Below are 12,514 nucleotides of genomic sequence, written 5' to 3' on the forward strand. Positions count from 1 at the left end.
ACCACTCTACCGGAGCAATTCTCCGCAAGCAGTTCGTTGTACCGTAGCAAAGAAGTTAGCAGTACCGATGCCCACGTGGCGGAATTGGTAGACGCGCATGGTTCAGGTCCATGTGCCGCGAGGTGTGGGGGTTCGAGTCCCTCCGTGGGCACCATAGAATTCCGCAGTAGTATGCAGTATCGTAGGCCCGGCGGGTTTCCCGCCGGTGCGGAAAGCAGAACAGTAGTAGCGGTAAGCGAAGTAGCATCAGTGCCCACGTGGCGGAATTGGTAGACGCGCATGGTTCAGGTCCATGTGCCGCGAGGTGTGGGGGTTCGAGTCCCTCCGTGGGCACCAAACTCTACCGAAGGACGCGAGTCCCGCAAAACGCCGTAAGCTTTGGAAAAGGCTTACGGCGTTTTGCGTTGCCGGTTGCCCTTCTTCTTATTGCGCCGCCAGGTCGTCCAGGATCGGGCAATCCGAGCGCGCGTCGCCGTGGCAGGAGGCGGCCAGCGCTTCCAGGGTGCGGCGCATCGCTTCCATCTCCGCGATCTTCCGGTTCAGTTCTTCGATATGGCTGCGCGCCAGCGCGCGCACATCGGCGCTGGCGCGGTCCTGGTCCAGCCACAGGCCCAGCAGCTTGCCGATCTGCTCCAGCGAAAACCCGAGCGCGCGGGCGCGATGCACGAACTGCAGCACGCGTACGTCCTGTTCGCTGTACAGCCGGTAGCCGCCCTCGCTGCGCTTGGCCGCCTTGAGCAGGCCGATCGACTCGTAGTGGCGGATCATCTTGGCCGACACGCCCGATGCCTTGGCTGCGTCGCCGATATTCAGCAACTTGTCGCTCTCTTGCATGGTCACCCCCTGGAACTGAAGCTGTCGTATCGCGGTGCAGGATACACCTTCCCATCCTGGGAAGGTCAAGTCATTGCTTGACTTGCGCCGCCATCGCGTTAAGCTCGACACCGCATGAAACATATCCTCCTCACTTTTCTGTTGCTCCTTGCCGCCGGCATCGTGGCCGATGTGGCCGCGGGTCCGGCGCCCTACTTCCAGTGGCGCAGCAAGCTCAACGGCGCATTGGCCTGTTCGCAGACGCCGCTCGGGCCGGGTTGGGAAAAATCTGCCGGTCCGTATCGGGACGCGCGTTGCGAAAAACTCATTGTTGCTAAATAATGGAGAAGCAAGCGTAGCTCATCCGATCTATTCCAATACTGAGGAGACAACCGATGTTCACGAGTCCGGAGCAGTTCGCCAACGCCACCAAGACCCTGTTCGACCTGCAGATGCAGACCTTCGAAGCCCTCGCCAGCAAGACCGTCAAGGGCGTGGAACAGGTCATGGCGCTGAACATGAATGCAGCGAAAAGCTCGATGGAAGGTTCGCTGGCTGCGGGCCAGGAGATGGCGGCAGCCAGCGATCCGAAGGCCGCCATTGCAGCGCTGCACGCCCGCATGCAGCCGGGTGCGGCCGGTGCGGCCGAATACCGCGCCCAACTGAAGGCCATCATCGACGAGATGCACAACGAGTTCCGCCAGGCCGCCGACACCCACGTGGCCGAAGCCAAGAGCACCTTGTCAGCCCTGATTTACGACGTGACGCAGAACGTCAAGCCGGGCTCGGAGAACGCGGTCGAGATCATCAAGACCGCCATCGACAACGCCTTCAAGGGCTATGAGCAGGTGACGCAGGCGACGCGCCAAGCGGTGCAGACCGTCGAGGCGCAGATTGCCAAGGCAAGCTCGATGGTGCAGCCAGGCATGCAAGCAGGTGTGCAGCCGCAGCAGGACACGCAACAAGCGGCGGAATAAATCCGTCGGCCAGCGTGAAAGAATATTTCACCCCAGCCTCCTGGATGAAATTTTCTTTCACTATCCTGGCGTTCGGTTCTCCATCTAATTCTCTACTTCAATCCCCAGCAGTTCTTCCACCTTTGCCAGCGAAGCGTCGTCCTTGATGACCGAGCGCAGCCATGCGTGCAGCGGCTGTTCGCCCCAGCGAGCGGCCTTTTCCGCCAGGTAGGCGACCGGGCTGTGCGGCTCTGTACGCCGGAAGAATTCGGCCACCGCGCGCAGCTGCGCCAGCGCCTGCTCGCGGGTTTGCAAGGGTCCGTCGAGCACGCGCAGCGGCATGCCGCCTGCAGGCACGACCGTGGCAAGCGCCCCTTTCGATTCAGGCTGCGCCGGCACGGGCGCGGCGGGCGGCGCGACCAGGTCGGCGAAATCGCGCAGCGCCGTGCGGCCGGCGCCGAAGCCCGGCCCATCCACGCCCAGCCTGTCGTCGACCACGCGTTCCAGTTCGGCCAGCGCGGCCAGGCAATCCTGCGCATCGGCGCCCAAGGCCTGGCGTGCGGCCGGCGCCGCACGGGCGCGCGCCGCTTCCAGCTCCGCCACCGCATCCGGGCCGCGCCCGCGCGCCGCTTCCCAGGCAATCATGCTCACGCCATCGGCGATCGGCACCTCTTTCACCAGCGGCGTGATGCGGGCGGCAATCCAGGCCAGGTTGCCGATGCGGCGGTCGAAGCCGTCCTCGTCCGGCAGCGGGTGCACGCTGTCCCAGTAGCGCTCGCACAGGCCGGCGAGCAGGCGCAGGCTGGCGGCGAGTTCGCGCAGGCCGCCCGTCCTGGCGCTCGCCTCGGCCAGCCACACGGCCAGCTGCAGGTGTTTGCTGCGCGTCTCGATCAACTCGATGCAGCGCTTCGAGACGAATTTCCAGTCCGCTTCCTTGAGCGTCGTGACCCAGGCGCCCTGCTCGATCGACGGGTCGTCGGCCTGGCGCGCGCGGTTGATGGCGTCGAATTCCGGCGAGAATGCCAGGTCCTCGCCGCAGGGCCGGTCCATGCTGATCGGGACCAGCAGTTTATCCAGGTTCAACATGTCGCCCCCTTATTCGATCGCGTACTTGAACTTGCCGGCCTTGGTGGCGCCCACCTTCACCCGGGTGATGGCGCCGCCCTCGGCCATGCGCGCCAGCACGCTGTCGGCGATCTCGGGCAGCAGCGTGCCGTTCAGGATGTTGTCGACGTTGCGCGCGCCCGAATCGACCTCGGTGCAGCGGTTCAGGACCGCCGACACCAGCGCGTCGTCGTACTCGAAGCGCGCCCGGTGGTTGTCCATCACGCGCGCCTTGATGCGGTCGAGCTTGAGCCGGATGATATTGGTGAGCACTTCGTCGCGGATCGGGTAGAACGGCACCACCGACAAGCGGCCCAGGAACGCCGGCTTGAAATGCTTCATGAGCTGCGGGCGGATCAGCTCCGCCAGCTGTTCCGGCGTCGGCACGTCAGCCAGAGGCTTGTTCAGGCAGGCCCCCATCATCTGGCTCGAGCCCACGTTCGAAGTCAGGATGATGATCGTGTTGCGAAAATCGATCTGGCGCCCTTCGGCGTCGTCCAGCACGCCCTTGTCGAAGACCTGGAAGAACAGCTCCAGCACGTCGGCGTGGGCCTTCTCGACTTCGTCCAGCAACACCACGCTGTACGGATTGCGGCGCACCGCCTCGGTCAGCACCCCGCCCTCGCCATAGCCCACGTAGCCCGGCGGCGAGCCCTTCAGGCCGGAGACGCTGTGCGCTTCCTGGTACTCGCTCATGTTGATGGTGACGAGCTTGCGCTCGCCGCCGTACAGGATGTCGGCCAGCGCCAGGGCGGTCTCGGTCTTGCCCACGCCCGAGGTGCCCACGAACAGGAACACGCCCTTCGGCTTGTTCGGGTCATCCAGGTTGGCGCGCGCGGTGCGCACCCGCTGGGCCACGGCGTGGCTCGCGTGCGACTGCCCCAGGATGCGTTCGTCCAGCAGCGACTGGAGCTTGATCACGGTATTCAGTTCGTCCTTGACCATGCGGCCGAGCGGGATGCCGGTCCAGCTGGCGACGATTTCCGCCACCGTGTGGCCATCCACCTGCACCGGCACCAGCGGCGTTTCGCCCTGCAGCGCGCGCAGGCGGTCGGTCAGCATGCGCAGGGCGTTGCCGTCCTGGGCGCGCCCCTCCTCCAGCGCGGTGCGCATCGCGCCGATCTCGAGTGCGATGGCCTGCTCCTGGTCCCAGCGGCGCTGCAGGCCGATGCGCTCGTCGTCCAGGCCGCCGCGCTGCCGGCGCAGCTCGGCCAGCCGTTCCTCATGGCTGGCGCCGGCGTTGGCCTCGCGCTGCAGGGAAGCCATCTGCGCACCGATGCGCTCGATCTTGCGTGTGCAGTCTTCCAGCGCGGCCGGGGTGGCGCTCTGGCCCAGCGCCACCTTGGCGCAGGCGGTGTCGAGCACGCTGATCGCCTTGTCCGGCAACTGGCGTCCGCTGATGTAGCGGTGCGACAGCCGCACCGCTTCGACGATGGCGTCATCGTAGATGCGCACATTGAAGTGGCTTTCCATCAGCGGCGCCATGGCGCGCAGCATGGCGCAGGCCGTCGGCTCGTCCGGCTCCTCCACCTTGATCACCTGGAAGCGGCGCGCCAGCGCGGCGTCCTTTTCGAAATACTTCTTGTACTCGCTCCACGTGGTGGCCGCGATGGTGCGCAGCTCGCCGCGCGCCAGGGCGGGTTTCAGCAGGTTGGCCGCATCGTTCTGGCCGGCCGTGCCGCCCGCGCCGATCATCGTGTGCGCCTCGTCGATGAACAGGATGATCGCGTGCGGGCTCTTTTTCACTTCGTCGATCACGTTCTTCAGGCGGTTCTCGAATTCGCCCTTCACGCTGGCCCCGGCTTGCAGCAGGCCCATGTCGAGCGTGTGGATCTCGACGCCTTTCAACACGTCCGGTACTTCCTCCCTCGCGATGCGCAGCGCCAGCCCTTCCACCACGGCGGTCTTGCCCACGCCGGCCTCGCCGGTCAGGATCGGGTTGTTCTGGCGCCGCCGCATCAGGATGTCGATCGCCTGGCGGATCTCGGGATCGCGCCCGATCACCGGGTCGACCTTGCCGTCGCGCGCGCGCTGGGTCAGGCAGGTCGTGTACTGGTCGAGCGCGGGCGTGCCGCGCGCCGGGCCGGCGACGATCTCTTGGGCCGCGTCGCCGGGCAGGTCGTGCTGCGGCGGCGCGGCCGGCCGCGCTTCCTGCGAGCCGCGCGTGATCTTGTCGAAATCGTGCTTCAGGCGGTCGATCGGGAAGCTGCCAAACAGCGGCGAGGCCCGTTGCGCCAGTTGTGCCAGCGAAGGCTCGGTGAGCAGCGCCAGCAGCAGGTGGCCGCTGCGGATCTGGTTCGGCTGGCCCGCAGTCGGCGTCCCCAACGAAGCGATCAGCCACGCATGCTCGAACAGCACCGGCAGGTGGCGCGAGAACACCGGGGTACGCGCGCTGCCGGTGGCAAAGCGCGCGATCTCGTTGCGCAAGTCGGTCTCCAGGCCCGTCAGGCTGACGTCGCATCCCCGGGCGATCACGGCCAGGTCGCTGCCGGGCTGTTCGATCAGGCCCAGGAACAGGTGCTCGACCTCGACCTCGTACTGCCCCATCCCCACGCAGATCGAGGCCGCGCGGGTGGCGGCGGCGCGGGTGGTGTCGTTGAGCTTGCCGATCAGGGTCTTGAGATTGATGTCCATCGTATCGCGTCCTTGGATGAAGTTGGCCGGCCGCGCCTAGCGCGGCCGGACGGTTCGCTTGACGGCGTAATGCAGCGACGATGGCTGCAGCACCGCATTGAAGTTCACCGGCTCGCTGGTGGATGCGAGGCAGAGCCGGGCGTGGATGACGAAGCTGAGCCGGTTGACGCTGCCGGGCGCGGGCTCGAGCGTGGCGCTGACCTCGCGCAGGCGGGGTTCGTGGGTTTCGATGGCCTCCTTGATGCTGGCGCACACCAGCGCGCAATCGAGGCTGCTGGTGAGGCAGTAGCCGGCGAAGTCCGCCAGCCCGTAATGCAGGAGCGAGCCGCGCGCTTCCGGATATCCCCCGAACAGCGCCGGGTCGAGGGCCAGGCGCGTGTTGAGCAGCGCTTCGAGGTCGCGCGCCACGCTGTCCTTGAGCTGTTCGCTGGTGACGGGCAGGCCGCTACCCGCGTCCGGGCGTTCGTCCATGAGGCGGTCCAGCAGGCCCGCTTTGAAGCCCTTCATGCTGTCTCCGAAAAACCGGGGCAAAATGGGCGCGGCGCCCGCTTGCCATCGCGTGGCGCCGCGCCGGATCCCCGCATGGCGGGGCAATGCTACGCGTTGCGCATCAAGGCCGTTCAGGCGACCTTGTTCGCGGCCAGGTCCCAGCCGCCCGAGGTGTTGCCGCCCGAGCCGCCGCCGATCTTCTGCTGGGTGTACTTCCACTTGATCTTCGAGAATTTCAGCTTGACCTCCTCCTGGATGATGCTGCCCTCCTCCACGTTCGGCTTGACGCCGCCGATCAGGACGTTTTCCAGTTCGATCTCGAAGTACTTGATGCGCTCGCCCTGGCCATCGGCGCGCATGAACTCCAGCTTGGCCTTCGGGATCGTCTTGCCGGCCGAGCAGGTCTGCAGCAGGATCGGCGAGGACAGGTCGGCCAGCTTCTTGAGCTTGATCTCCTCGTGCTCGCAACGCTCGGCGGTGTGGCCGCCGCCGGTCGAGGCAGTCGCCGAACGCGGTTGCTTCACGCCCCAGTCCACCGCCAGGCACTCGATCCAGTCCTTGTGCTTGTCGTCCATCGATTCGCCCTTGATCCCATCGATCTGCAGGTACACGTCAATTGCCATGTTCTACTCCATTCAAGTTGAGAAAGACTGCTCTTGGCTGCTAGCTGTTGGTCGATTGGGGCAACTCCGCGACCAGTCGGAGCGAAACTGACAGCTCGTCGAGCTGGAAATGCGGACGCAGGAAGCTCACCGCGCGGTACACGCCGGGGCGGCCCGGCACTTCGGATACCTGCACGCTCGCCTCGCGCAGCGGGAACTGGGCCTTCTGGTCCTGGCTCGCGTTGTCGTCCAGGAGCACGTACTGCGTGAGCCAGCGGTTCAGGTAGTCCTCGACGTTGGACGCGGCGGCGAAGCTGCCGATCTTGTCGCGCATCATGGCCTTCATGTAGTGCGCGATGCGCGAGACGGCGAAGATGTACTGCAGCTGCGAAGACAGCACGGCGTTGGCGTTGGCGGCCTCGGTGTTGTACTTCCTGGCTTTCTGCGCCGACTGGGCGCCGAAGAAGGCCGCGTACGAGGTGTTCTTGCAGTGCACCAGCGAGATGAAGCCGAGGTCCGACAGTTCCTTTTCGCGGCGATCGGTGATCGCCAGCTCGGTCGGGCACTTGAGCGCCACCTCGCCTTCGTCGGTCTTGAAGGTGTGGGCCGGCAGGTTCTCGACCAGGCCGCCGCCTTCGACGCCGCGGATGGCGGCGCACCAGCCGTAGTCCTCGAAGGCCTTGGTCAGCTTGGACGCGAAGGCGTAGGCCGCGTTACACCACAGGTACTTCTGGTGGTCGCTGCCGTCGACGTCCTCGACATAGTTGAAGCCATCGGTCGTCATGCCGTCGGCCGGATGGTACGGCAGGCGGCCGAGGAAGCGCGGCAGGGTCAGGCCGACGTAGCGCGCATCTTCCGATTCGCGGAAGGCCTTCCATTTCGCGTATTCGACCGTGTCGAAGACCTTGGCCAGGTCGCGCGGCTTGCCCAGGTCGCCGAAGCTGTCGATGCCGAACAGCTCGGGAGAGGCCGAGGTGATGAAAGGCGCATGGCTGGCCGCCGCCACGTGCGACATCTGCTCCAGGAAGTAGATGTCCTCGGGCTGGCGCGAGATCTCGAAGTCGCCGATCAGGGTGCCGTAGGGGGCGCCGCCGAAGGTGCCGAATTCCTCCTCATAGACCTTCTTGAACATGCTGCTCTGGTCGAATTCCATCGCAGACTGGAAATCCTTCACCAGTTCCCGCTTGCTGGCGTTGAGCATGCGGATCTGCAGGTTGGCGGAGGTAGCGCTGTTCTTCACCAGGTAGTGCAGGCCGGTCCAGCTGCGCTCGAGCTTCTGGAACTCGGGGGCGTGCATCACGGTCGACAACTGCTCCGAGATCATGCGGTCCAGTTCCGCCAGGCGCGCATCGATCATGGCCGACAGGTTGTTCGACATGACCATCGTGCCCTGCATCACCTGGGTCACGAGCTCGGCGATGATGTCGCGCGCGCGTTCGTGCTCGCTGCTGGATTTCGCCACCCGGCTCTGCTCGACGATCTGGTCCAGCAGCGATGTTTCCAGTTCCACGGCCTGGGCGGCCTGTGGCTTGCTTGCGGTATCGAGGACTGCCGCCATCTCAGGCCTCCTTTTCGTCGCCGCCCTGCTTGCGCAGGCTCGCCAGCTTTTCGGTGTTGCCCAGCACCTCGCTGAGGATGTCTTCCAGCTTGTCGCTGCCGGCCAGCTTGTTGCGCAGGTCCGCCAGCTTGGTGCGCGCCTCCAGCAGGCCGCTCAGCGGCTTCACCTGGCGCACGACCGACTCCGGCCGGAAGTCGTCCATCTCCTTGAACTGCAGCTGCACCGCGAACTGGCCGCCTTCCGGCGACAGGTGGTTGTCCACCCTGAAGCTCACGCTGGGCGCCACCGCGCCCAGCACCTCGTCGAAGTTGCCGGCATCGACGTTGACGAACTTCTTGTCCTTCAGCCGCTTCTTCTCGGCTGCCGGGTCGCTTCCGAAGTCGCCCACCACGCCGACGACGAAGGGCAGCTCCTTGTTCTCGATGGCGTCGCCGATCTCGACGTCGTAAGTCATCTGCACGCGGGGCGCGCGCACCTTCTGCAAGCGTTTCTGCACGCTTTCACTCTTGGCCATGTCGACTCCAGACTCCAGGTTGCGGGGGGATGGAACAGCCGGCCGCGCCGGCCGCGTGATTTACTTGAGGCCGGCGAACGGGTCCTTGTCGTTGCTGGCAGGCTTGCTCGACGCGGCCGGCGTGTTGGCCGCCGTGCTCGTTGCCCGCGCCCTCGGCGGCGTCGGCCTGGCCGTGTCATTCTTCTTGGGGAACAGGTCCGGTTCGCCGATGCTGGTGCGCAGCAGCTTGGCCAGGTCCTGCGCCTCGCTCTTGACGTCGCCCTGCAGGTTGTTCTTGCGCGTCAGGTCCGACAATGCCTTGCTGGCCACGCGCAGGCCGCTGACGGCGACGATGCTGTGCGCCACGGCATCGTCCGGATCGCGCTCGAGCGCTTCCTGTGCATTGGTGATCGCTTCGCCATACATCCCGGCATTGAAGCGGATCTGCGCCATCCTGACCCACGGCCGCTTGTCGACCGGGTGCGCCTGGCCCGCCGCTTTCAGCATGGCGTAGGCTTTTTCCTCCTGCTTGGCCGCAATCGCGGCATCGGCTTCGGTAAAGACCTGTTCCCCTGCGGCGGCGGTCGACTTGGCCACCACTTTTTCTGGGCCGCTGGCGCACCCGGCCAGGGCGACGACTCCCACGATCAACGGCATCAAACGTTTCAACATCATGCTGGCTCTCCACGACAGTTAAACCAGCCACCATTATTGGCAAGCATATTTCCCCGAAGTTGCGGACAGTCAACCAAAGCTGCGTTCACCACCGGCCAGCATGACAAAGCTTGCGCTTGCGCGCGATCAGGGCAGCGCTACGCGGCTGCGGTTCAATCCGTGCTTGACCTGCCAAATAATGAGAAAAGGAAATGGCTATGAGAACAGTTTCCCTGTTGACGGCCCTGCTCTCCGCGGCGCTGCTGGCCGGCTGTGGAGGCGGCGGTTTCGCCGCTTCCGCGCTCGAGGCAAGCGGGATCAGGAAGCCGCCCGAGCTGCCCGATGCGCAAAAGCCGCCGCGCCAGGTCTTGGTGCGGCTGCATGCTTCCGGCAAGCTCAATGCGGACAAGCACGGCCAGGCGCTCGCGCTGGCGGTGCGCCTGTACAAGCTGCGCCGCAAGGACGCGTTCGAACAGGCGCCCTACTCCGCCTTCCTCACTCCCGACGCCGAACGCGCCAGCCTGGGCGCCGACCTGCTCGAGGTGCGCGAGATCATGCTGGTGCCCGGCCAGCGCTACGAGGTGACCGAAAAGGTCAGCCACGAGGCGAGCCACCTGGCGGTGGTGGCCCTGTTCCAGCGCCCGGCGGAGGGACGCTGGCGCGCCACCTTCCCGGCGGAGGAAGCGCAGCGCAACGGCCTGACGGTGGGGCTGCACGCCTGTGCGCTCACCACGAATGCCAATGCGGCCGGCAACGCGCAAGCCGCTTCGCTTTCTTCTGTGCGCTGTCAATGAAGCGCTTGTTGTTTCCGCCAAGCTAGGAATTTCTGGAAACGAGGCGAGGTCGACGTGAGCATGCCAGCGAAGCTACTCTGGGGCGAAGGACTCTTCCTGCGGCCCCAGCATTTCCAGCAACAGGACCGCTACCATGAAGCGCGCCTGCACCAGACGGCCTGCGCGCTGTACCCCTACGCCTGGGGTGTGCGCAAGCTTGTCATCGACACCGACGCCCTGCGCCACGACGTCCTGCGGGTGGAAGAGCTGTCGGTGCTGTTCCCCGATGGCGAAGTGTACCGGGCGCCGGACGGCGACCCCTTGCCGCTGCAGGTGCGCCTCTCCGAACTGCCCGCCGGGCTGCAGACCGTGACCTTCCATGCTGCGCTGCCCTCGCTCAAGGCCTGGGGCGAAAACTGCGCACCGGACGGCAATGGCGATGTGCAGCCCGATGTGCGCTTTTCCAGCTACGAGCGCGAGACCCAGGACCTGTTCACGCGCGCCGCCGAAGCGCCGCTCACCTACCTGCGCAAGTCGCTGAAACTGGTGGCCGATTCCGAGCCGCTCGAAGCCTACGAAAGCTTCCCGCTGGTACGCCTGCGGCGCATGGCGACGGGTGGCTTCGAGGCCGATCCCTCCTTCGTGCCGCCCAGCCTGTCGATCGACGCCGCGCCAGGCCTGTACCACGGCCTGGCGCGGCTCATGGAAAAGCTGCTGGCCAAGGTCAACGCCCTGTACGGCCACCTGCGCGAGCCAAGCAAGAACGTGGTCGAGATCCGTGGCGGCGACGTCTCTGCCTTCTGGCTGCTGCACACCGCCAGCACCGGCTACGCGGCCCTGTCGCACTTCCTTGGCCACCGCGACCTGCACCCGGAGCGGCTGTTCGGCGAACTGCTGTCGCTCGCGGGCGGCCTCATGACCTATTCGCGCAGCTATCGGCTGGAAGACCTGCCGTCCTACGTGCATGCCGACCCCGGCCCGCAGTTCGCGCGGCTGGACGGCATCATCCGCGACCTGCTCGACACCGTGATCTCGTCGCGCTACTTCACGATCGGCCTGAAGCGCGAGCGCCCCTCCTACTACCTGGGCGCGCTCGATTCGGGGCGCATCAACATGCAGACCACGCTCTACCTTGCGGTGGCGGCCGACATGCCGGCACTGCAGCTGGTGGACGTGGTGCCCCTGCAGTTCAAGATCGGGGCGCCGGAAGACGTCGACAAGTTCGTGCTGTCGGCGCTGCCCGGCGTGAAGCTGGTGCACGCCCCGCAGGTGCCGGCGGCGGTGCCGGTCCGGCCCGATACCTACTACTTCATCCTGGAGAACCGTGGCATGCTGTATGAAACGATGCTGAAAGCGCAGGCGATCTCGGTGTACGTCCCGAACGGGATCCGCGACCTGCGCCTCGAACTGATCGCGGTGGCGGCATGAGCGCCTTCGTCGAACGGCGCGTGGCGCCACAACCGGGACAGCAGTCCGTCAAGCAGCCACAGCGGCTGGTGGACATCATGTACGAAGGCTTCTATGCCCTGTTCCTGCTCAAGAACGGCTGCGGCCCGCAGGACAAGGTGGCCTTCGCGGACAACATGACCGGTTTCCTGGCCGACGTCGACCGCAATGCCAAGGCGCTCGGCATCTCGGCCGACGACGTGACGGCGGCCAAGTATGCCTACTGTTCGGCGGTGGACGAGATCATCCTGCGCTCCTCCTACGACGTGCGCGAGGCCTGGGAGACGCGGCCCCTCCAGCTGCGCGTGTTCGGCGACCAGCTGGCGGGGGAGCACTTCTTCCACCGCCTGGAGGACCTGCGCGCCAAGGGGGCGGTGCACGTGGAGGCGCTCGAGGTCTTCCATATGTGCCTGCTGCTCGGTTTCCAGGGCCGCTATGCGCTGGACGGACGCGACAAGCTCGATTACCTGGTGGCGCGCCTGGGCGACGAGATCGCCCGCATGCGCGGCCGCACGCGCGGCTTTGCGCCGCACGCCGAGCGGCCAGACCAGGTGGTCAACCGGTTGCAGAGCGACCTGTCGCTGTGGGTGCTGAGCGCGGTGTTCCTGCTGGCTGGATTGGGCGCCTACCTGGGCTTCCGCACGGCCTTGTCCAACGAGACCGAGGCGGCGATGGCGCAGTACAACGACCTGGTGAAGCTGCCGCCCAAGGCGGCGCATGTGACGATTACCTTGCCGTGAGAATGGTAGCGCCTGCGGTGCGCTACCGAACTGGAGTTCCCGCTTTCGCGGGAACGACGTTTTTTTTGGTGTAGCGATGCTGTCGAAGCCACTGTACGAGAACCATCATGAAGCAAAACAGCGTCATCCCGGCGAAGGCCCTAACCTAGCCCCACATCTTTGCAAGTCTCCAACCCTGCATCACTCCGTTGAACCGCTGGAGGCCGTGCAGCATGGTAATAGGGCCAGCCTTGGTTTCGCTAGGGCTGCCCT

13 protein-coding genes and 2 tRNA genes are annotated in these 12,514 nt (G+C 65.7%); 7 read left to right on the top strand and 8 right to left on the bottom strand.

Features of this window, described 5'->3' with window-relative positions:
- The first annotated feature begins 69 nt into the window (after positions 1-69).
- Both ACFFJK_RS21470 and ACFFJK_RS21475 read left to right on the top strand, forming a co-directional pair.
- A tRNA-Leu gene (locus tag ACFFJK_RS21470) sits at positions 70-154 on the top strand.
- Between the two features lie 97 nt (positions 155-251).
- Positions 252-336 (top strand) — tRNA-Leu (locus tag ACFFJK_RS21475).
- A gap of 87 nt (positions 337-423) precedes the next feature.
- Here the strand turns inward: ACFFJK_RS21475 and cueR are convergent.
- Positions 424-834 carry a Cu(I)-responsive transcriptional regulator gene (gene cueR / locus ACFFJK_RS21480; RefSeq protein WP_446686063.1) on the bottom strand — a complete coding sequence of 137 codons (411 nt, stop codon included), beginning with the start codon at positions 832-834 and terminating at the stop codon, positions 424-426.
- 114 nt (positions 835-948) lie between these two features.
- On the opposite strand from cueR, the gene ACFFJK_RS21485 reads away from it, so the two are divergent.
- Entirely contained in the window at positions 949-1,155 is a 207-nt protein-coding gene (locus ACFFJK_RS21485) for a hypothetical protein (RefSeq protein WP_379681709.1), read from the top strand.
- Positions 1,156-1,208: 53 nt separating this feature from the next.
- The gene (gene phaP, locus ACFFJK_RS21490; RefSeq protein ID WP_379681710.1) at positions 1,209-1,790 is read left to right on the top strand and encodes a TIGR01841 family phasin; all 582 of its coding nucleotides are present in this window, start codon (positions 1,209-1,211) and stop codon (positions 1,788-1,790) included.
- An 84-nt stretch (positions 1,791-1,874) separates the two neighbouring features.
- Here the strand turns inward: phaP and tssA are convergent, their stop codons facing one another.
- The 7 genes from tssA to ACFFJK_RS21525 all read right to left on the bottom strand — a co-directional run bounded on the left by tssA (position 1,875) and on the right by ACFFJK_RS21525 (position 9,324).
- On the bottom strand, positions 1,875-2,855 hold the full coding sequence (gene tssA, locus ACFFJK_RS21495) for a type VI secretion system protein TssA (RefSeq protein ID WP_379681711.1): 981 nt from the start codon (positions 2,853-2,855) through the stop codon (positions 1,875-1,877).
- Positions 2,856-2,864: 9 nt separating this feature from the next.
- Positions 2,865-5,507, bottom strand: coding sequence for a type VI secretion system ATPase TssH (gene tssH / locus ACFFJK_RS21500; RefSeq protein ID WP_379681712.1), 2,643 nt, complete (start codon positions 5,505-5,507; stop codon positions 2,865-2,867).
- A 36-nt stretch (positions 5,508-5,543) separates the two neighbouring features.
- Positions 5,544-6,014, bottom strand: coding sequence for a type VI secretion system baseplate subunit TssE (tssE, locus tag ACFFJK_RS21505; protein ID WP_379681713.1), 471 nt, complete (start codon positions 6,012-6,014; stop codon positions 5,544-5,546).
- 113 nt (positions 6,015-6,127) lie between these two features.
- Positions 6,128-6,619, bottom strand: coding sequence for an Hcp family type VI secretion system effector (locus ACFFJK_RS21510; protein WP_379681714.1), 492 nt, complete (start codon positions 6,617-6,619; stop codon positions 6,128-6,130).
- 40 nt (positions 6,620-6,659) lie between these two features.
- Positions 6,660-8,156, bottom strand: coding sequence for a type VI secretion system contractile sheath large subunit (gene tssC, locus ACFFJK_RS21515; protein WP_379681715.1), 1,497 nt, complete (start codon positions 8,154-8,156; stop codon positions 6,660-6,662).
- A 1-nt stretch (position 8,157) separates the two neighbouring features.
- Entirely contained in the window at positions 8,158-8,670 is a 513-nt protein-coding gene (gene tssB / locus ACFFJK_RS21520; RefSeq protein WP_379681716.1) for a type VI secretion system contractile sheath small subunit, read from the bottom strand.
- Between the two features lie 60 nt (positions 8,671-8,730).
- Positions 8,731-9,324: a tetratricopeptide repeat protein gene (locus ACFFJK_RS21525; protein ID WP_379681717.1), complete on the bottom strand. Its 594-nt coding sequence runs from the start codon at positions 9,322-9,324 to the stop codon at positions 8,731-8,733.
- Between the two features lie 197 nt (positions 9,325-9,521).
- Between ACFFJK_RS21525 and tssJ the strand changes: the two genes are divergently transcribed.
- The 3 genes from tssJ to icmH are packed head-to-tail and all read left to right on the top strand — an operon-like array spanning position 9,522 to position 12,262.
- Positions 9,522-10,097 (top strand): type VI secretion system lipoprotein TssJ, encoded by a 576-nt coding sequence (gene tssJ, locus ACFFJK_RS21530; protein ID WP_379681718.1) that lies wholly within the window; start codon positions 9,522-9,524, stop codon positions 10,095-10,097.
- 60 nt (positions 10,098-10,157) lie between these two features.
- Entirely contained in the window at positions 10,158-11,504 is a 1,347-nt protein-coding gene (tssK, locus tag ACFFJK_RS21535; RefSeq protein WP_379681719.1) for a type VI secretion system baseplate subunit TssK, read from the top strand.
- A complete protein-coding gene (gene icmH / locus ACFFJK_RS21540; RefSeq protein ID WP_379681720.1) occupies positions 11,501-12,262 on the top strand; it encodes a type IVB secretion system protein IcmH/DotU in 762 nt (253 codons plus the stop codon). Before tssK ends, icmH begins: the two co-directional genes overlap by 4 nt.
- The last annotated feature ends 252 nt before the right edge of the window (positions 12,263-12,514 follow it).

This window comes from Massilia consociata (assembly GCF_042432755.1).
GTDB lineage: Bacteria > Pseudomonadota > Gammaproteobacteria > Burkholderiales > Burkholderiaceae_D > Telluria > Telluria consociata.